Annotated in this window: 17 protein-coding genes; 11 read left to right on the top strand and 6 right to left on the bottom strand. The window is 71.3% G+C overall.

Annotated features, from left to right (window positions below; all coding sequences use genetic code 11):
• Positions 1 to 21 precede the first annotated feature (21 nt).
• A complete protein-coding gene (locus KILIM_RS09450; protein WP_006592439.1) occupies positions 22 to 2,064 on the top strand; it encodes a transglycosylase domain-containing protein in 2,043 nt (680 codons plus the stop codon).
• Between the two features lie 37 nt (positions 2,065 to 2,101).
• Here KILIM_RS09450 and KILIM_RS23960 read toward each other — a convergent pair whose 3' ends face one another.
• Entirely contained in the window at positions 2,102 to 2,242 is a 141-nt protein-coding gene (locus KILIM_RS23960) for a hypothetical protein (protein WP_157551617.1), read from the bottom strand.
• Between the two features lie 76 nt (positions 2,243 to 2,318).
• Here KILIM_RS23960 and KILIM_RS09445 point away from each other — a divergent pair, with 76 nt between their 5' ends.
• Genes KILIM_RS09445 through KILIM_RS09430 form a run of 4 tightly spaced genes read left to right on the top strand, consistent with a single transcriptional unit; the run spans position 2,319 to position 6,334 of the window.
• Positions 2,319 to 3,362 (top strand): Dyp-type peroxidase, encoded by a 1,044-nt coding sequence (locus KILIM_RS09445; protein WP_006592438.1) that lies wholly within the window; start codon positions 2,319 to 2,321, stop codon positions 3,360 to 3,362.
• Positions 3,359 to 4,168, top strand: coding sequence for a family 1 encapsulin nanocompartment shell protein (locus KILIM_RS09440; RefSeq protein WP_006592437.1), 810 nt, complete (start codon positions 3,359 to 3,361; stop codon positions 4,166 to 4,168). The genes KILIM_RS09445 and KILIM_RS09440 overlap by 4 nt, the downstream gene beginning before the upstream one ends.
• On the top strand, positions 4,165 to 5,331 hold the full coding sequence (locus KILIM_RS09435; RefSeq protein WP_006592436.1) for a trans-sulfuration enzyme family protein: 1,167 nt from the start codon (positions 4,165 to 4,167) through the stop codon (positions 5,329 to 5,331). Before KILIM_RS09440 ends, KILIM_RS09435 begins: the two co-directional genes overlap by 4 nt.
• Positions 5,315 to 6,334, top strand: a complete 1,020-nt coding sequence (locus tag KILIM_RS09430; RefSeq protein WP_006592435.1) for a Gfo/Idh/MocA family protein — start codon at positions 5,315 to 5,317, stop codon at positions 6,332 to 6,334. Before KILIM_RS09435 ends, KILIM_RS09430 begins: the two co-directional genes overlap by 17 nt.
• Before the next feature lie 149 nt (positions 6,335 to 6,483).
• On the opposite strand, the gene KILIM_RS09425 is transcribed toward KILIM_RS09430, so the two are convergent.
• Positions 6,484 to 7,725 (bottom strand): AI-2E family transporter, encoded by a 1,242-nt coding sequence (locus tag KILIM_RS09425; protein WP_157551616.1) that lies wholly within the window; start codon positions 7,723 to 7,725, stop codon positions 6,484 to 6,486.
• A gap of 283 nt (positions 7,726 to 8,008) precedes the next feature.
• On the bottom strand, positions 8,009 to 8,905 hold the full coding sequence (locus KILIM_RS09420; RefSeq protein ID WP_006592433.1) for a hypothetical protein: 897 nt from the start codon (positions 8,903 to 8,905) through the stop codon (positions 8,009 to 8,011).
• Positions 8,906 to 9,262: 357 nt separating this feature from the next.
• Here KILIM_RS09420 and KILIM_RS09415 point away from each other — a divergent pair, with 357 nt between their 5' ends.
• From KILIM_RS09415 to KILIM_RS09400, 4 genes are all read left to right on the top strand, one after another.
• Positions 9,263 to 10,420: an LLM class flavin-dependent oxidoreductase gene (locus KILIM_RS09415; protein ID WP_006592432.1), complete on the top strand. Its 1,158-nt coding sequence runs from the start codon at positions 9,263 to 9,265 to the stop codon at positions 10,418 to 10,420.
• A 75-nt stretch (positions 10,421 to 10,495) separates the two neighbouring features.
• Complete coding sequence (locus tag KILIM_RS09410; protein WP_006592431.1) at positions 10,496 to 11,239, top strand: CE1759 family FMN reductase; 744 nt, start codon at positions 10,496 to 10,498, stop codon at positions 11,237 to 11,239.
• A 268-nt stretch (positions 11,240 to 11,507) separates the two neighbouring features.
• Positions 11,508 to 13,247 carry a pyruvate dehydrogenase gene (locus KILIM_RS09405; protein ID WP_006592430.1) on the top strand — a complete coding sequence of 580 codons (1,740 nt, stop codon included), beginning with the start codon at positions 11,508 to 11,510 and terminating at the stop codon, positions 13,245 to 13,247.
• 444 nt (positions 13,248 to 13,691) lie between these two features.
• A complete protein-coding gene (locus tag KILIM_RS09400) occupies positions 13,692 to 14,105 on the top strand; it encodes a hypothetical protein (protein ID WP_040562838.1) in 414 nt (137 codons plus the stop codon).
• A gap of 50 nt (positions 14,106 to 14,155) precedes the next feature.
• Here KILIM_RS09400 and KILIM_RS09395 read toward each other — a convergent pair whose 3' ends face one another.
• Positions 14,156 to 14,452, bottom strand: a complete 297-nt coding sequence (locus tag KILIM_RS09395; protein ID WP_006592428.1) for a putative quinol monooxygenase — start codon at positions 14,450 to 14,452, stop codon at positions 14,156 to 14,158.
• Positions 14,453 to 14,568: 116 nt separating this feature from the next.
• On the opposite strand from KILIM_RS09395, the gene KILIM_RS09390 reads away from it, so the two are divergent.
• A complete protein-coding gene (locus tag KILIM_RS09390; protein ID WP_006592427.1) occupies positions 14,569 to 15,408 on the top strand; it encodes an esterase/lipase family protein in 840 nt (279 codons plus the stop codon).
• Between the two features lie 33 nt (positions 15,409 to 15,441).
• Here the strand turns inward: KILIM_RS09390 and KILIM_RS09385 are convergent, their stop codons facing one another.
• Positions 15,442 to 17,166, bottom strand: coding sequence for an alpha/beta-hydrolase family protein (locus KILIM_RS09385; RefSeq protein WP_006592426.1), 1,725 nt, complete (start codon positions 17,164 to 17,166; stop codon positions 15,442 to 15,444).
• A 21-nt stretch (positions 17,167 to 17,187) separates the two neighbouring features.
• A complete protein-coding gene (locus KILIM_RS09380) occupies positions 17,188 to 17,487 on the bottom strand; it encodes a putative quinol monooxygenase (protein ID WP_006592425.1) in 300 nt (99 codons plus the stop codon).
• 150 nt (positions 17,488 to 17,637) lie between these two features.
• Between KILIM_RS09380 and KILIM_RS09375 the strand changes: the two genes are divergently transcribed.
• Positions 17,638 to 17,871 carry a hypothetical protein gene (locus KILIM_RS09375; RefSeq protein ID WP_006592424.1) on the top strand — a complete coding sequence of 78 codons (234 nt, stop codon included), beginning with the start codon at positions 17,638 to 17,640 and terminating at the stop codon, positions 17,869 to 17,871.
• Positions 17,872 to 17,981 lie beyond the last annotated feature (110 nt).

Genomic DNA, 17,981 nt, shown 5'->3' with positions numbered 1-17,981 from the left:
ATACACCGCCAAGGAGCCAGAATGCCCACCCGCCCGACGCAACCACCGGCGAGCCCCATCGGTCCGGACCCTCGCGTCAGGCAAGCCCGAGCGCCGCGCCGCCCCCGCTACTGGCTGCGCCGCGCGGCCGTGGCCTTCGGTGTCGTCGTCGCCCTGCTGGCGGTGCTGTTGGCCGTGCCGACGACCCGCGACGCGTTGGCCACGGACGCCGGCCGCACGCTAGATATGGCCCTGGGCGACATCTCGGCCCCGGACGTGGCGACGCTCGTCGCGCAGGTCCCGCAGCGCAACCGCATCCTGGCCGCCGACGGCTCGCTCATCGCCACGACCTGGTGGCAGAACCGGCAGATCGTCGCGACGCAAGACGTGGCGCCGATCATGCGTCAGGCGCAGGTCGCCATCGAGGACGCGCGTTTCTACGAGCACGGCGGCGTCGATGCCACCGGCCTGGCGCGCGCCGTGTTCACGAACGTCACCAGCGGCGATGCCACCGGCCAGGGCGGCTCCACCATCGACATGCAACTGGCCAAGAACCTGCTGCAACTGCAGGCGCAGCTGTCCGGCAGCGACTCGGCGGTCGCCGCGAGCACCGACAAGACGGTCTCCCGCAAGCTCGACGACATGGTGCTCGCCGCGCACCTGGACTCCTCGCTGAGCAAGGAGCAGATCCTCACCGACTACCTCAACGTCGTCTACTACGGCGAGGGCGCCTACGGGGTGCAGGCGGCGGCGCAGCGGTTCTTCGGCGTCGACGCCGACAAGCTGTCCATCGCCCAATCCGCGCTGCTGGCCGGGCTCGTGCAGGCACCGACCGCCTACGATCCGCTGACGAATCCGGACGCCGCGCGCGCCCGCCGCGAGGTGGTGCTCACCGCCATGCGCGACCAGGGCATGATCGGCGCCGCCCGCTTCCGCACCGCGAACGCCGCCGCGCTGGGGCTGCACCCGGTGCAACCGACCCAGGGCTGCTCCGCCTCCGATCACCCACAGTTCTGTGACTTCGCGACGCGCCGGATGCTGGCCGCACCGCAACTCGGTCAGACCCAGGCCGAGCGCGACCGCGCCTGGCGGGTCGGCGGCTTCACCGTGACGACCACCCTGGACCCGGCCGTGCAGAAGTCCACCGATGCCGCCATCGCCCGGCAACGGCTGCCACGGTCGGCGTTCCGCGACGCCGCCGCCGTCGTTCGGCCAGGCACCGGCGCGGTGTTGGCCCTCGGGCAAGACGTGGCCTACGGCGCCCAGTCGGGGCAGTCGATGCAGTCGATGGCGCTGCCGGCCACCGACGGCGGCTCCGGCGCCTTTCAGGGCGGCTCGACGTTCAAGACGTTCACGCTCGCCGCGGCCCTGGCCGACGGCTACTCGCTGGACTCCACCATCGACGCTCCAGACAGCGGCACCCCGATGCCCCTGAGCGAGTTCAACTCCTGCGTGCCGCTCGGCAACGGCTCCTGGGCGCCCAAGAACGCGCCGGGCGACCCCTCCGGGACGATGACGCTGACGACGGCCCTGGCCAACAGCGTCAATACCGCGTTCGTCGCCCTCGAGGCCAAGGTCGGCATCTGCCAGGTGCGCGACGTGGCGCAGGCCCTGGGCGTGCGCCAGTCCGACGGTCAAGACCTGCAGCCGCTGCCGTCGCTGACGCTGGGGGCCAGCCCCACCGCCGCCCTGCCGCTGGCCGCCGCCTACGCGACCTTCGCCGCCGACGGCCGCTACTGCGAACCCACGCCGCTGGCCTCGGCGACCGGCCCCTCCGGCGCCCTGACCTTCGATCCGCAGTGCCGTCAGGTGCTCGACCCGGCGATCGCCGAGCAGGTTCGGCAGGCCCTGCGGGAGGTCGTGACCAGCGGCACCGGCACGTCGGCGTCGATACCCGGCACCTGGGTCGGCGGCAAGACGGGCACGACCGACACCTCCGCCTCCACGTGGTTCACCGGCATCACCACCGACCTTGCCGCGTCCGTCTGGGTCGGCGACCCCGCCGGCGGCAGCTACCGCTCGATCTACGGCGGCGACGTCGCGGCACCCCTGTGGCGGCGCATCATCGAACCGGTCGCGGGCTGAGCAGCGGGCAGCGCAGCGGCTAGCGCGCGAAGCGGAATTAGAAGGCGCCGAACAGCAGCACGATCCCGACGTTGGCCGCCAGCCGCTCCCAGAAATGGTCGCGGAAGAACGCCAGGTCGACGGCGACAATCACGGCGGCCATGGCCAGGACCCACACGAGCACCGGCACCTTGTTCACCGTTGCAGTGTGCGCCCGCCGACCTGAGCGGCCGATGAGGTGACCGTCGCCGGGGCGCAGTGGCTAGGGTTGGGGCATGAGTGATCCGAGGCCTCAGGACCTGTGCCAGTCGGTGCTCGCCCCGCCGGCACGGGTGTCGATTTTCATCACGCTGACGATCCGTGAGGGAGCGGAGGGTGCCGCCGTCGCGGCGCTGGCGCAGCTGCCCGCACTCAAGCGGTCGGTCGGTTTCCGTGAGCCGGAGCAGCAGCTCAGCTGTGTCGCCGGCATCGGCTCGCGGTTCTGGGACCGCGCCTACCCGCACCTGCCGCGCCCCGCCCACCTGCACCCGTTCATCCCGCTGGAAGGGTCGAAGCACTCGGCACCCTCGACCCCCGGTGACCTGCTGTTCCACGTGCGCGCCATGCGATTCGACCTGTGCTTCGAACTGGTCCGACAGCTGCGCCTGGCCCTCGGCGACGCCCTGGAGAGCGCCGATGAGGTGCACGGCTTTCGCTACTTCGACGAGCGCGACCTGCTGGGCTTCGTCGACGGCACCGAGAACCCCGAGCCGCCGGTCGACGACGTGGTGACCACCCTCGTCCCCGACGGCCCCTACACCGGCGCCAGCTACGTCATCGTGCAGAAATACCTGCACGACCTGACGGCCTGGAACGCACTGTCGGTCGAAGATCAGGAGCGGGTCATCGGCCGCACCAAGCTCGACGACATCGAGCTGCCCGACGACGTCAAGCCGAGCAACAGCCACGTCGCCCTCAACACCATCGAGGACGCCGACGGCACCCAGCGTCAGATCGTGCGCGACAACCTGCCCTTCGGCAACGTCGGGGAGGGGGAGTTCGGCACCTACTTCATCGGCTACGCAGCCGACCCCGACGTCACCGAAGAGATGCTGCGGCACATGTTCCTGGGTAACCCGCCCGGCAACTACGACCGCATCCTCGACTTCTCCACGGCGCACACCGGGTGCCTGTTCTTCGTGCCGCCGGCCGACCTGCTGGAGAACCCGCAGTCCTTCGCCGCGGCCCCCGACGACCCGTCCACCGCATCCGACACCGACCCAACACCCGCCGACGGCTCCCTGGGCATCGGCAGCCTGAGAAGGAGTGGCTCGAAGTGAACAATCTGCACCGCGACCTCGCCCCGATCACCGACGCCGCGTGGGAGGAGATCGAGCAGGAGGCGCGCCGCACGTTCAAGCGGTGGATCGCCGGGCGTCGCGTCGTCGACCTCGTCGGCCCCTCCGGCCCGCAGCTGGCGGCGGTCGGCACCGGGCACCTGAGCGACCTGACCAGCCCCGCCGACGGCGTCATCGCCCGGCAGCGCAAGGCCCAACTCATCGTCGAACTGCGGGTGCCCTTCCGGGTGAGCCGGGCCGCGGTCGACGATGTCGAGCGCGGGTCGCAGGACTCCGACTGGCAGCCGGTCAAAGACGCGGTCAAGCAGATCGCCCTCGCCGAAGACCGCGCGATCTTCCACGGCTCGCCCGAGGCCGGCATCACCGGCATCGTCGCCAGCAGCGACAACGAGCCCGTGTCGGTCCCCGCCGACGTGCGCGAGCTGCCGGAGGCCGTCGCCAAAGCCGTCTCCGAGCTGCGGCTGGCCGGGGTCGACGGGCCGTACAGCCTGCTGCTGTCGGCCGACCTGTACACCGCGGTCTCCGAGACCACCGACCACGGCTACCCGATCCGCGACCACCTGGCCCGGATGCTCGACGGTGAGATCATCTGGGCTCCGGCCCTCGACGGGGCGCTGCTGCTCACCACCCGCGGCGGGGATTACGCACTGCACCTGGGGCAGGACCTGTCGATCGGCTACCTGTCCCACGACGCCGAGAGCATCGAGCTGTACCACCAGGAGACGCTGACCTTCATGGCCTATACCGCCGAGGCCAGCGTCGTGCTCAGCCCGCTCGCCGCGGAGTGAGCGGGGTCGGCACGGCAGGGCCCGGCGAGGATTCGTCAGGCCTGGCGCCCGCCACCCGATGCGTCGCTCTCGGGCGCCCCGCACCCGTGGGGGGCGCGCCGGTCAACCCGCCGATCGTGCTCTCCTCGACGTTCCACCACGGCGGCGACCGCGTGTACGCCCGCGAGTCGACCCCCACGACCGAGGCGTTCGAGGCAGCGCTCGGGGGGCTCGAGGGTGGCCGGGCATTGGCTTTCGCCTCGGGGATGGCCGCGGCCGCTGCGACGTTGGCGCTCGTGCCCGTCGGTGGGGTCGTCGTGGCGCCGCGGTCGGCGTACATGGGCGTGCTGACACTGCTGCGCGAAGGGGCAGCGGAGGGTCGGTACACCGTCCGGGAGGTCGACCCGACCGACACCCAGGCCGTCGTCGCCGCGCTGCCCGGCGCCGACCTCGTCTGGCTGGAGTCGCCGAGCAACCCCCTCCTCGACGTCGCCGACTTGCCCGCGCTGCTGGCCGCGGCCCGCGAGCACGGGGTGACCAGCGTCGTCGACAACACCTTCCCGACGCCGCTGGGTGCTCGCCCGCTCGACCTGGGTGCCGACATCGTCATGCACTCGGCGACCAAGTACCTCGCCGGGCACAGCGACCTACTGCTGGGGGCGCTCGTCACCGCCGACCGAATCCCCGACGTGCACGACCGGTTGGCGCACCACCGGCACCTGCACGGCGCGACGGCCGGGGTCTTCGACGCGTGGCTGGCGCTGCGCGGCCTGCGCACGCTGGCAGTGCGCTTCGAGCGGGCCTGCGCCAACGCGGCCGACCTGGCGGGGCGCCTGGCCGACCACCCCGCGGTGCAGCGGGTCCGTTTTCCGGGCGCCGGGGCGATGCTGGCGATCGAGGTCCGCGGGGGCGCGCCGGCCGCGGAGGCCGTGTGTGCCGCCACCCGGCTCTGGGTGCACAGCACCAGCCTGGGCGGCGTCGAATCCCAACTGGAGCGCCGGCGCCGCTACGCCTCCGAGCCCGACGTCGTGCCCGACTCACTCGTGCGGCTCTCGGTCGGCATCGAAGACATCGAGGACCTGTGGGCCGACCTGGCTCAGGCCCTGGCACACGCTCATGACCGGACCGCCGCACCGGCGGCCGGCGACCGCCCTCAGGAGAGTGGACATGACCGACACCGTTGACCGCACTGGCTCGCCTGCCGACGCCGACGCGCTGCGCATCGCGACGATCGGCACGGGGGTAATCACGCGCGGGTTCGCGCGGGCGGTCACGATCTCCGGGCGGGCGCGCATCGTGCTCGCCCACTCGCGCGATGCGCAGCGGGCCGCGCAGTTCGCCGCCGAGATCGGCGCCGACGCCGGCGAATCCGATCTCGCGGCGATCCTGACCGACGACGGGGTCGACGCGGTCTACGTGGCCTCACCGAACGGCGTGCACGCCGAACAGGTACGGGCCGCCCTGACCGCGGGCAAGCACGTACTGTGCGAGAAGCCGCTGGTGCTGCACGCCGCGGAAGCCGAGGAGCTGTTCGCGCTGGCCGACGCCACCGGCGTGCTGCTCGTGGAGGCCATGCGGTCGGCCTACGACCCCGGCATGCAGCTGATTCGCGACCTGCTGCCGCAGCTGGGCCGGGTGCGCCGAGCCGGCCTGCGCTACACCCAGCGATCCTCACGCTACGACCGCGTGCTCGCTGGTGAGCGCGTCGCCGTCTTCGACCTCGCGGTGGGCGGCGGAGCCCTCAACGATCTGGGCGTGTACACCGTCCACCCGCTCGTCGACCTCTTCGGGGAGCCGCAGCAGGTGGTCGGCGCCCCCGTGCTGGTCGGCCCCGACGCCGAGGGCGCGGGCCTCATCGTCGCCACCTACGACGGCTTCGTCGCCGATCTGAGCTACTCCAAGATCACCGCGTCGGACCTCCCCAGTGAGATCCAGGGGGAGAAGGGCACGATGACCTTCGACCACATCGCCATGCCCCGGCGCATCGTCGTCACGCCGGTCGGTGGGGAACCCGTCGAGCACCTCATCGACGGGCCGCTGGACGACCCCCAGCGCGGCACCGACGGCAACCTCTCCTACGAGATCGACGCCTTCGCCGACGCCGTGGCCGCCGGGGTGGAGCCGGCCGGCTCCAGGGAGCGGTCGCTGGCGGCCGCCCGGGTCATCGACGCGGCCCGGGGCGCCTGAATCGGTGCCTCGCGACGGCTGCCGCCACGCACAAACTGGGCATAGCGGGTGAACTGACTCGGGGCAGGGCGCCGCAGCCAGCCCCGTCGCGAAAGATAGTGTTCGCTTTTGCCCGGTCAGGGGTGTAAAAGCGAACACTATCTTTTCGGTCAGGGGCGATCCGGCTCGGCCAACGCCTCCGCGGTCGCCTTCCCGGCTTGTTTGGCGCGCACCTCGGTGTTCGGAGACCCCGGGCGCTGCGCCCCGGGCGAGCCCGCTGCGCGAGCAGCGCCGAAGCCGTTGGTGGCACCGGACTCGGGCTGGCTGGCGGCGACGATCTGGCTGGCCTCGGTCTCGGCGGCCGCCGAGACCTCGTAACGCTGGCTGTAGATATCGAAGAGCGCCATGATCGTTGCCGCCAGCGGCACGCCGAGCAGGGCGCCCGCAACCCCGAACAACGACGCACCCAGTAGCGCTGCGACGAACGAGACCGCGGGGTGCAGGTTCACCGCGCGGGCGCTGATGCGGGGCTCGATCGTCACATTCTCGATCTGCTGGTAGACGATGGCGAACAGCAGCATCCACACGCCGTCCATCGGTTCGCTGCTGGCCAGGCCGACGATGACCGGCAGAGCGATGGCGATGTAGGTGCCGACGGTGGGCACGAACTGCGCGACGAGGCCGGTCCACAGGCCCAACGGCAGCCAGTACGGCATGTCGATGAGGAACATGAACACGCCCGCCGCGGTCCCGCTGATGACGGCCAGGGTCAGGCGGGCGGCGACGTAGCCACCCACCTTGATGACCATGAGCTGCCACACCGTGTGAAAGACGACCTGCCCCCGCGGCGTCAACAGCCCGGCGATCCACGAGCGCAGGCTCGGCAGGCCGGCGGAGAGGAAGAACGAGAGGAACACGAAGGAGAACGCGCTGAGGGCAAAACCCAGGGTGTTGTTCAGCACGCCGATGAGCCCACCGGCGATCGTGGTCGCCAGGGAGGCGGCCTCCTCGTTGCTCATGCCGAGCTCGCCCATGATGGTGTCAGTGGTGTAGGCGGTGCCGAACCGTTGGTTGGCGGAGTCGAGCACCGTGGTCACCACCTGCGGCACGCTGCGCACCAGGGCCGAGAGCTGCTCGGTGAGCATCGCCCCGAAGGCCGCGAAGAAGGCGGTCGTGAAGACCGCCAGTGCCACGAACGTCAGCGCGGTCGCCGCCACCCGCGGCATCCACCGGGAGAGCCAGCGCACCGCCGGCTCGATCGCCAGGGCGAAGAAGAACGCCAGCGCCAGGCTGAAGAAGATCGAGCCGCCGTCGGAGAACACGAACCGCACGAACAGAGCCAGCGCCACCACCGCGGCCAGGCACCAGGCGGCCAGCCAGACCGAGCGCAAGTCGAGTTTGACCAGGACCACGCGCTCCTGCGCCGGGTCTGTCTCCGGTCGGCGACGTGCGCCGGCGGACGTACGGTCGGGGGCCAGTGCCCGGCGACGGAGCCACACCACGGCCAACTCGCTTTCTCTGCTGCGCGTGCGGGGCCGGAGCGTCCGCGCGCGCCTCGGCATCACGTCTGCACAGCTTGGCATGCGGACGCGCCGCATCGGCCGACGGTTGCTAGCGCGCCGCGCAGGAGAGCCGCGCATGAGAAGGGCGCTCGCACCGACTGATCGGTGCGAGCGCCCTTGGCGATGCCTCTGCTCAGGGGCCGGCGGGGGCCGGGTCCTGGTCGCCCTGGCCGGGGTTCTGCTGGCCGGAGCCGGTGTCGCCACTGCCCGAGTCGGCCGTCTGGCCGGGATCGGCCGTCTGCGCCGGGTCGGGCTGCTGCGTGTTGTCAGGCACGGACTCCGGCTGGCCGGGGGCCTGCGTGGTGTCGGGGACCGGCTGGCCGTCCGGCTGGGTCGCTCCGTCGGTCGGGAGCGTCGCGCCGTCGGTCGGCGTGGTCCCGTCCGTGGGGGAGACCTCGTCGACGGGCGTCGCCTCGTCGGTCGGGGTCTCGTCCGTGGTGCCCGACCCGCCGCTGCCGGGGTCGACCACCGAACTGATCGTCGTCCCGGATGAGGAGGTGTTGCCGGTGACGGTCGCCGAGACCGGCTTACCGGTGGCGAGTTCGAAGCCCGTGATCGCGACGATCGCCATGAGGAAGACCGCTGCCGTGCCGACCCAGGCTCGGGTGCTGACGCGGCCGACCGCCGAGCTCAGGCGCGCCCACAGGCTGGGCCGGGTGTCGACCTCCAGGGCGTCGTTCTCCCACGCTTGGCCGCTGGCCGACGCGGTGGGCCGGCCAGCGGTCGGGTCGGTGCGATCGGGGCCGCCGCGGCGGCGGTCGCCGAGGCTCGACAGGCCGCTGGCGATGCGGCCTTGGGCGGCGTTCATCGACTGGGTGTAGACGGCGGCGCCGACGGTGGACATGACCGAGGCGACGGCCGCGCCGATCAGCGTTCCGGCCACGCCGAGATATGAGGTGGCGACCGCGGTGGTGATGGCTGCGAGGGCGCCGCCGATGAGTTGCAGCGGCGAGAGGCCGAGGAACGGCTCGCGTTTGGGCTTCTCGTCGATCTCCGGGTCTGAGCCGGGCCGGGTGATGGTGTCGGTCATTCAAGTCCTTGCCGGTGGTGCATGGGCGAAGGGCGCCGCCCACCGCGGCGCCCACTGGCAGGTGCGCATCATCGACGCACGGCTGACGGCTACGCTAGGGGGCCCACATCGACCTCTTCAACCGGGGCATTTCACCTAAATCAGGCTGCCTTGCGACGCCGGCCGGACTGACCAGCGGTTTCCGGCAGGCCCGTGATACCTGGCCGTCAGCTGTGAGTTGCTGGCTGAGACACGGCCGTGTCACATGGCGACCCCGCCCCAACGCCCCGGCCGCGAGGGCGCGGAATAACTGAGCGATACAGACGTTATAGGTGACGTATCACCAACACGGTGAATCAGGGACCTAGGGAGTACACCATGCAGTTCGGCATCTTCACCGTCGGCGACATGACGACCGACCCCACGACCGGCCGCACGCCGACCGAGAACGAGCGGATCAAGGCCACCGTCGCCATCGCCAAGAAGGCGGAGGAGGTCGGGCTCGACGTCTTCGCGACCGGTGAACACCACAACCCTCCGTTCGCGGCGCCCGCCAGCCCCCCGGTGCTGCTGTCGCACATCGCGGCCGCGACCGAGAAGATCGTGCTGTCCACGGCCACGACGCTCATCACGACCAACGACCCGGTTCGCCTCGCGCAGGACTACGCCTACCTGCAGCACCTGTCCGACGGCCGGATGGACGTCGTGCTCGGCCGCGGTAACACCGGCCCGGTGTATCCGTGGTTCGGCAAGGACATCCGCGACGGCATCGAATTGGCAGTGGAGAACTACGCGTTGCTGCACCAGCTGTGGCGCGAAGAGTCCGTGAGGTGGCAGGGCAAGCACCGCGCGCCGCTGCAGGGCTTCACCTCGACCCCGCGCCCGCTGGACGGCGTGCCGCCGTTCGTGTGGCACGGCTCGATCCGCAGCCCGGAGATCGCCGAGCAGGCCGCGTACTACGGTGACGGCTTCTTCGCGAACCACATCTTCTGGCCCAAGGAGCACACCGCCTCGATGGTCGACCTCTACCGGCGGCGCTTCGAGCACTACGGGCACGGCAGCGCCGACCAGGCGATCGTCGGACTCGGTGGGCAGGTCTTCATGAACCGCAACAGCCAGGAGGCGGTGCGCCAGTTCCGGCCGTACTTCGACCGGGCGCCGGTCTACGGAGGTGGCATGAGCCTGGAGGGCTTCATGCGGGAGACGCCGCTGACCGTGGGCAGCCCGCAGCAGGTCATCGAGCGGACGCTGAGCTTCCGCGACTACGTCGGGGACTACCAGCGCCAGCTGTTCCTCATCGACCACGCGGGCCTGCCGCTACACACGGTGCTTGAGCAGCTCGAGCTGCTCGGTGGCGAGGTCGTGCCGACGCTGCGTAAGGAGTTCGCCGCGCTCAAGCCCGCGCACGTGCCCGACGGCCCGACCCACGCCGCTCGTCTGGCCGCGCTCGGTGCTCCCGAGCCGGTGACCGGTACCGCCGCCACCGACCTGTGGACCGGCACCCGCGCCGAAGACGAGAACCGCCGCGCCAGCTGACCCTCCTGCGCGCCCGGGTGCCCCGGGCGCGCACCACCCCTCGCCGGGGCCGAACCTTCGATAGGAAAGATCGTCATGACCGTGCTCACCGTCATCAGCGCCGGGCTGCGCGTGCCCAGCTCGACGCGCAATGTCGCCGACCAGCTCGCCGCAGCGGCGCGCACCTCGTTCGAGGCCGCCGGCCGGGTGGTCGACGTGCGCTTCATCGACGTGCGCGATCACGCGCACGAGATCGCCGACGCGCTGCTCACCGGATTCCCGTCCGGCTCGCTGCGCACGGCCCTCGACGACGTCGCCGCCGCGGACGCGCTCATCGTGGTGACCCCGACGTTCCAGGGCTCCTACAGCGGGTTGTTCAAGTCGTTCGCCGACCTGTTCGAGGTCGACTCCGTGCGCGGCACCCCGGTGCTGCTGGCCGCCACCGGCGGCAGCGAGCGCCACAGTCTGGTCATCGAGCACGCGCTGCGGCCGTTGTTCGCCTACCTGGGCGCCCTGGCGGTGCCGACCGGCGTGTACGCCGCGACCTCCGACTTCGGCGGGCCCGGCGCAAGCGCTTTGACCGACCGCATCGCTCGCGCCGCCCGCGAGCTGAGCGCCATCACGGCAGGTCCTGCGGCTGCGGTCCCACCGCCGGGCGCGGCTGTGCTCGCCCCGCCGGAGGCGGCTGTGGTCGCCACGCCGGGCGCGAGTCGGGGTGCGACGCCGGGTGCGGCCGCGAGTGTGCCGCCGCGGCTCGCCTCTGTTCCGCCGGCATCCGCTGTCCCTGACTTCCCCGAGGTCACCCCGTTCGAGCAGCTGCTGGCTCGCGCCGGCCACTGACCCGCGCCCTGGGTAGCCGCGTCAGCGAGGCCCGCCTCGAGCGGCCAGCCCCCTTCGACCCAACACCCCCCATCGACGCTTAGGCTCGACCGCGAGGGCACGGCCACCCACCTGCGGGCAGGTGGGTGACCGCGCGCGCCGACGGAGCCGCCTGCCCGCATCCCCGTCGCTGCGGGACTCGCGTTCAGCACAACAGCACCCACGACCAGCACATCGACCAGCACCACCGGGCCTCCGCAGCGCACACGTCTCGCACAGGAGGACTCGCATGGCTGCCAAGACCGTCGCTGATCAACTCGTCGAGTTCCTCACGGGCCTGGGTGTCGAACGCATCTATGGGCTCGTGGGCGACAGCCTCAACCCGGTCTCCGACTCGCTGCGCCGACAGAGCGCGATCGAATGGGTCGACGTGCACAACGAGGAGGCCGCCGCGTTCGCCGCCGCCGCGGAGGCGCGGCTCACGGGCAAGCTCGCGGTGTGCGCGGGCTCGTGCGGGCCGGGCAACACCCACCTCATCCAGGGCTTGTACGACGCCAACCGCTCGGGCTCCAAGGTGCTGGCGATCGCCTCGCACATCCCCTCCGGACAGATCGGCACCTCGTTCTTTCAGGAGACCCACCCGGAGGCGTTGTTCGCCGAGGCCAGCGTCTACGCCGAGTTGGCCAACAGCCCGCGCCAGGCCGCGCGCATCCTGCACATCGCGACGCAGACGGCCATCGCCCGTTCGGGCGTCGGGGTGCTCGTGCTGCCCGGTGACATCGCCGCCGCCCCGGCCGTCGACGCTCCCGCGTTGGGGGCGGTCTCGACGACGCCGCCGGCGCATGTGCCGGCCCCTGCCGCGGTGGCGGACCTCGCCCAACGACTCAACGCGGCGCAGAAGGTGACGCTCTTCGTCGGGGCCGGTGTGGCCGGGGCGCACGGGCAGGTCATGGCGCTGGCGGAGAAGCTCAAGGCTCCGGTCGGGCACGCGCTCGGCGGCAAGGAGTGGATCCAGTACGACAATCCGTACGAGGTCGGCATGAGTGGCCTGCTGGGGTACGGCGCCGCGTACGACGCCTGCCACGAGGCCGACCTGCTGCTGCTGTTGGGCACCGACTTTCCCTACGACCAGTTCTTGCCCGAGAAGGTGCAGATCGTGCAGGTCGACCGGAATGGTGAGCGGCTGGGTCGGCGGGCCAAGCTCGACCAAGCGGTCGAGGGCGATGTGGCCGCGACGGTCGAGGCGCTGCTGCCGCTGCTTGCCGAGAAGCGAGACCGGAGTTTTCTCGACAAGATGCTCTCCGAGCACTGCAAGAAGCTGGAGAAGGTCGTCGACGCCTACACCAAGAACGTGGAGAAGCACACGCCGATCCACCCGGAGTACGTGGCCTCGGTGCTGGACCAGTTGGCCGACGACGATGCGATCTTCACGGTCGACACCGGGATGTGCAATGTGTGGGCGGCGCGGTACATCACGCCCAACGGGCGGCGGCGGATCATCGGCTCGTGGCACCACGGCACGATGGCCAACGCGTTGCCGCACGCCATCGGCGCCTCGTGCGCCTACCCGGACCGGCAGGTCATCTCGATGTCCGGAGACGGCGGGCTGGCGATGCTGCTCGGCGAGCTGCTCACGGTCGTCGAGCACCAGCTGAACACCAAGGTCATCGTGTTCAACAACTCGACGCTGGGCATGGTGCGCCTGGAGATGCTCGTCGACGCCATGCCGGCGTGGGGTACCGACCGGCCCGCGACTGACTACGCCGCGATCGCCGCCGCGGCCGGCATGCCGTCGGTGCGCATCACCGATCCCGCGACCCTGGCCGACCAGTTGCGCGAGGCGTTGGCCGCCGACGGGCCGAGGCTCATCGACATCGTCACCGATCCCAACGCCCTGTCGATCCCACCGCACATCACGGGCGCGCAGTTGCAGGGCTTCGCGATGGCCGCGACCCGCATCGTCCTGGATGGCGGCGTCGGCGACATGCTCAAGCTCGCCCGCTCCAACCTGCGCAACATCCCGCGCTGACGGCCGCAGGCCTAGGCGGATCGAGGCAACGCGACCTCCGACTGGGCAACGCTCCACTCCACTGGACAACGCTGGGCTCCACTGGACAGCGCTGGGCTCCACTGGACAACTGCTCGAGCGGTAGTCCAGTGGAGAACGCGTTGTCCAGTGCCGCTTGCGGCAGTCCAGTCGACGTGCCGAGCGGGCGCCGAGGCCTAGCCGGTGCTGCCCGACCAGGGCCCGACCTGCAGGAAGGGCCCTTGACGGAGGTCAACGTGCGGCGCACGCTGAGCGCGGGCGGACCGTTGGGGGCGTCCGCGGGCAGTGGGCTCGAGGCGGGACTGCCGCCAGCCACGAAGGGGAGAACGGATGTCACTCGACGCCACGCGAGAGGCCGCACCGCGACCACCTGATGGGCAGTTGGACCGTGTGGGCCTCTGGTGCGCTCGAGGTGCGACGGCAGCGGTGCTGGTACTCGCACTCATCGTCTGGGCCTCGCTTGCCGGCGTCTACCTCGGCGAGCATCTCGCGCGATTCGCCGTTTACCTGCTCGTCGTCGGATTCGCGCTCGGTCTGCTGTCTTTCGGCCTGGGCCTGGCGGGGCGTCGCGCTGTGATCGCGGCGTGTGGGCTGGCGGTCGTTGGCTGCCTTGCCCTGGGGACCGGCGCCTACGCGTACATGGTCGCGTCGACCGCGCACGAGTTCTGCAAGGAAGGGGCGGGATTGTCGCCGACCGCGGACGGCGCAACCGAATACGCCGTGGACCCCGCTGCCGGGACGATCGTGTGCGGATACCAGTCTGAGGGCACCACCTTGGCGGTGGTGTCCGACGTGCTTGAGCCGATCCGCTTCATGGGCAATCGATGGGGAATCGGCTGACGAGCCGGCCGGCCGTCTGATGCGACAGGCCGGCAGCGCGCGACCCTGACTCACGAGGCCCCGGGTCGGCTCAGGAAGGTCAGTTGGGAGCCGTCCTCCTCGATGAGCTGGTTGAGCCGCTCGTTGAACACCGCGCCGTAGCCGGCATTGATGTGATCGGCGAACGCCTGCTCGTCGCGGTACACCTCGTAGACGAAGTAGCGATTGGGCCGGTCGCGCTCGACGTGGGCCTCGAAGGTGACATTGCCCGGCTCGGCCCGCACATCGCGGGTGAGCCCGGCCATGAGATCGGCGACCTCTTGCTCGTGGCCGGGCAGGACGGTGAACTCGGCGTACAGGGTGACCATGCTTCATCGTGGCGCGTCCGGCGGGCCGGTGGTGGGTCGCGCCCGCAGACATCGCTGCCCGAGGGCGGTGGGCTCGGCGGACCGGTCGGTCAGCGTGCGGGTGCGACGATCGGAGCATGAGCGGCGGGCCGGTCGTGTTGTTGCACGGCACGAATGACACGAGCGCGACGCTGCGGCCGCTGGGGGAGGCCCTGGTGGCCGCGGGGCGATCGGTGGTCTACCTCGACTACGGACGGCACATCGGCAGCATCCGCGGCCGGTTCGTCGGAGGGGGTGGGCTGGCACCCCTGGCGGCCTCCACGCAGGAGGTGGTCGCGGCGCTGGACGAGCTGGCGCGCGAGGGCGCCGGAGCGCTGGATCTGGTCGGACACTCCCAGGGTGGCCTGCACGCCCTGGCTGCGGCGCGGCTGCGGCCGGGGTTGGTCGATCATGTGGTGACCTTGTCGGCCCCGCTCTGGGGAGCCCGGCCGCTCGGGCGCTGGTCGGCGGCACTGCATACCCCGGGTATTCGGCACGCCCTCGACGCCGTGCTCGGGCCCTCGGCGCGCACGATGGTGCCGGGACGCGAGTCGGCCGCGGTGCGTGAGTTGCCGGGAGGAGCTGAGGCGCCGGGAGCTGAGGCGCCGGACGAGGTGGCGTCGTCAGGTGTCGGTGAGCCAACGGTGGCCAGCGAGTCGAAGGCGGCGGAGGGGGCGGCGGCCGAGGCCGCGGGTGGCTCCGTGCACTCCCCCGATCGCCCGTGGCTGCCGCAGGCCATCCCCGGGATTCGGCACCTGACGCTGGTCAGTGACGAGGATCCGATGCTCGCGCCACCGCCGGGGGCGGTGCACGACCCCGCGCTCAACGTCGTCCGGCTCCAGGCACTGCACCCCGGCCATCAGGTGCGGCACGAACAGCTCCCGACCGACCCCGCCGTCATCGAACTGATCGTCAAGGCCTTGACCCCAGCCCACTGACGCATCCCACTGACCCAGCCCGCCGAACTACTCTCAGCGCCGACCGACGGCGTCGATGATCGGGTCCAACTCTGCCTCCGATCGTTCGTCGCCGAGCACCGCGGCCCAGGCGGGCACCATGTCGGCGCCGTAGTAACGGTGGCCGAAGCCGCCGGGCACCTCGTTGGAGACGAGCATGTCGGCGGACAGTTGGTAGAAGGTGACGATCGGGGTCCAGGACATCTGCGCCATCGGGTTGTCCAGGCGGGTCTCCTGCAACCACGGTGGGGTTTCGAACAGCAGGCTGGGGCTCCACCACGCCACCGGATCCGAAGGATGCTGCAGGTAGGCGACCCGCGGGAACGACCACTGGCCCAGTGGCCGCCCGAACTGGTCGGCGGTCAACTGCGCCGGCGCGCCGACGAACCGAAAGTGCTCGCCGTTGTCGACGACGGGCGCCACCTGGGTCGACCCCGGATTGCGCTGCGCGGTCAGCTCGATGCGGTTGGGGGCGAAGGCGGGCGTGCCGCTCCACACCGCGCCGTCGGCCTGCGCCAGCATCTGCGCCGGCGAGTCGAACGCCGCGCCGTCGGCCTGCGCCAGCATCTGCGCCGGCGAGTCGAACGCCGCGTCGCCGCCGTAGGCGCCCAGCGACTCACCGGTCAGGTACAGCGTGGGCCGCCGATCGGCCGGCATCGCGTCGAGGCGGGACCGCACCGCATCCAACAAAGCCCGCGCAGCGGTGGGCGGCTCCTCGTGCCCCCACAGCAGACCGAACGCCGAGGGGAGGTCGGAGTAGGCCAAGGAGGCGATGGCCGTGTCGCCGTCGAGCAGGTGCTCGAACGTGGAACAGGCCCACAGATTGAGGTAGCCGGTGCTCGTCGCGGAGGCGAGCAGGATCGCGCGCCGGTCCCACGCGCCGGTGCGGTCGAGTTCCGCGAGCACCTTGTCGACCGTCGCCGGGATGGGGTCGTGGTTACCGGCGAACACCCGGATCGGCTCCTTGGCCGACCGGCCGGTAACCCTCGCGATGGCGGCGGCGTCGGGGCCGCTGGCCACGTAGATCGCGCCGTCCTGGCCGAGGCTGTCCCACGCCTGCGGCGACCCCGGCCCGCCGCTACGAAGCGGTGAGGTGGGCGCCGACATCCCGGCGGGCTGGGTGCGGTTGACGCGGTCGGCGCTCGTGTCGACGATGATCTCCACGGCGGGCACCACGACGTAGTTCGTCACCGCGACCACGGTGAGCACCGTCAGCCCGGAGGCGAGCAGGCGGGCCAGGGCGTCGGCGATGAAGCGCGACCGCAGGCGCGCCAGAAACCAGTCGGCGACGTCGGCGATGAGCCGCCAGATGCTGATGAGCAGCGCGAACGTGACGACCGCGACGAGGGTGCTGCCGACCGGATACCACCAGCCGGCGGGGGGTTGTCCCACGTACTGGCGGACGTAGTGCTGCCACTCGACCGTCGCGAACGGAAAGGCGAGAAGCGCAACGACCTCGACCGCGACGAGCAGCCACAACAGCGCGCGGGCCCGTCGCGGTGCGATGGTGATCCGCAGCCCCAGCCAGCGGGCCAGCCACTTCCACAGCACGCCGACGAGGTAGCCGACCGCATATCCCAGCACCGCGCACACCGCGGCGATCAGCCCCTGCAGCCACCAGGGCCGCGGCAGCAGCGACGGGGTGTAGGCGGCGATATACCAGAGCACCGCCAGCACCAGCCCCGGCAGCGACAACCCGCCCAGGTGCGCGCGGCGCCACTGCAGCAGCCGTTCGAGCACGCGCGTGGGCCGGTGGGAGGGTCAGTCGTTGAGCGGCGGACGGTCGAGGAACTTCAGCCGCGAGGCGTCCTCCTCGATGACGTCGCCGAGCTGCTCGTTGAACTGCACGCCGTGCGGGGAGGCGACGTGGTCCGCGAACGCCTGGTCGTCCTCGTAGACCTCGTAGATGAAGTAGCGGCGCGGGCGGTCGCGCTCGACGTAGGGCTCGAACACCACGCAGCCTTCTTCGGCGCGCGTGGCCTGCGTGTAGTCGGCGACCAGCCGGGCGCAGTCGTCTTCGCGTCCCGCGGCGGCCGTGAACTCGGCGTAGAAGCTCGTCATGGCCCCATCCTCTCCCGCCCGACTCTCGCGCGGTGGGTCCGAGGTCCCCTTGCGGCCACCGATATGCGCAAGATGCTCGCGGAGGCGCTCCAGCGGCCGATGGGGCATCAGGCGCCCCGGTGGCGGCCGCTCAGTAGCACAGGAGCAGCGATGCGCATCAAACGAATTCGTGGGCCACACCCGTGGCGGGAGTCGGTCCAGGGGGCGTTCGGCGCGCCGGTCTGCGCCCTGTTCGGCCACGCGACGCCCGTGCTGGGGGAGGTGCACTACGAGGTGCGCCCCAGCGTGCTCATCGGCTCCATCGAACTGCCCGTGCCCGCCCCAACCCGCCACGTCGACCGCGCCGTTCTGTGTTGGCGCTGCGGCGCGCGCGTCGGGGATTGACCCGGCGCGTGCGCCGCGCGGCCCTTCGAGGAGCGCTCGCCACCGGCAGTGCGCTCGCCCTCGCCATCCCGTTGGCGGCTGCGCCCGCACAGGCGGCGCCCTCGCCGAGG

Origin of the sequence: Kineosphaera limosa NBRC 100340 (assembly GCF_000298215.1) — a bacterium.
Taxonomy (GTDB): domain Bacteria; phylum Actinomycetota; class Actinomycetes; order Actinomycetales; family Dermatophilaceae; genus Kineosphaera; species Kineosphaera limosa.
Note: the sequence above shows the minus strand (reverse complement) of the source record. Positions and strands in the feature narration are given on the sequence as shown.

Excerpts from the sequence above, each read along its gene's own strand:
- KILIM_RS09450 (WP_006592439.1), top strand. The coding sequence starts at position 22 with ATGCCCACCCGCCCGACGCAACCACCGGCGAGCCCCATCGGTCCGGAC.
- KILIM_RS09445 (WP_006592438.1), top strand. The coding sequence starts at position 2,319 with ATGAGTGATCCGAGGCCTCAGGACCTGTGCCAGTCGGTGCTCGCCCCG.
- KILIM_RS09430 (WP_006592435.1), top strand. The coding sequence starts at position 5,315 with ATGACCGACACCGTTGACCGCACTGGCTCGCCTGCCGACGCCGACGCG.
- KILIM_RS09420 (WP_006592433.1), bottom strand. The coding sequence starts at position 8,905 with ATGACCGACACCATCACCCGGCCCGGCTCAGACCCGGAGATCGACGAG.
- KILIM_RS09415 (WP_006592432.1), top strand. The coding sequence starts at position 9,263 with ATGCAGTTCGGCATCTTCACCGTCGGCGACATGACGACCGACCCCACG.
- KILIM_RS09410 (WP_006592431.1), top strand. The coding sequence starts at position 10,496 with ATGACCGTGCTCACCGTCATCAGCGCCGGGCTGCGCGTGCCCAGCTCG.
- KILIM_RS09405 (WP_006592430.1), top strand. The coding sequence starts at position 11,508 with ATGGCTGCCAAGACCGTCGCTGATCAACTCGTCGAGTTCCTCACGGGC.
- KILIM_RS09395 (WP_006592428.1), bottom strand. The coding sequence starts at position 14,452 with ATGGTCACCCTGTACGCCGAGTTCACCGTCCTGCCCGGCCACGAGCAA.
- KILIM_RS09390 (WP_006592427.1), top strand. The coding sequence starts at position 14,569 with ATGAGCGGCGGGCCGGTCGTGTTGTTGCACGGCACGAATGACACGAGC.
- KILIM_RS09380 (WP_006592425.1), bottom strand. The coding sequence starts at position 17,487 with ATGACGAGCTTCTACGCCGAGTTCACGGCCGCCGCGGGACGCGAAGAC.
- KILIM_RS09375 (WP_006592424.1), top strand. The coding sequence starts at position 17,638 with ATGCGCATCAAACGAATTCGTGGGCCACACCCGTGGCGGGAGTCGGTC.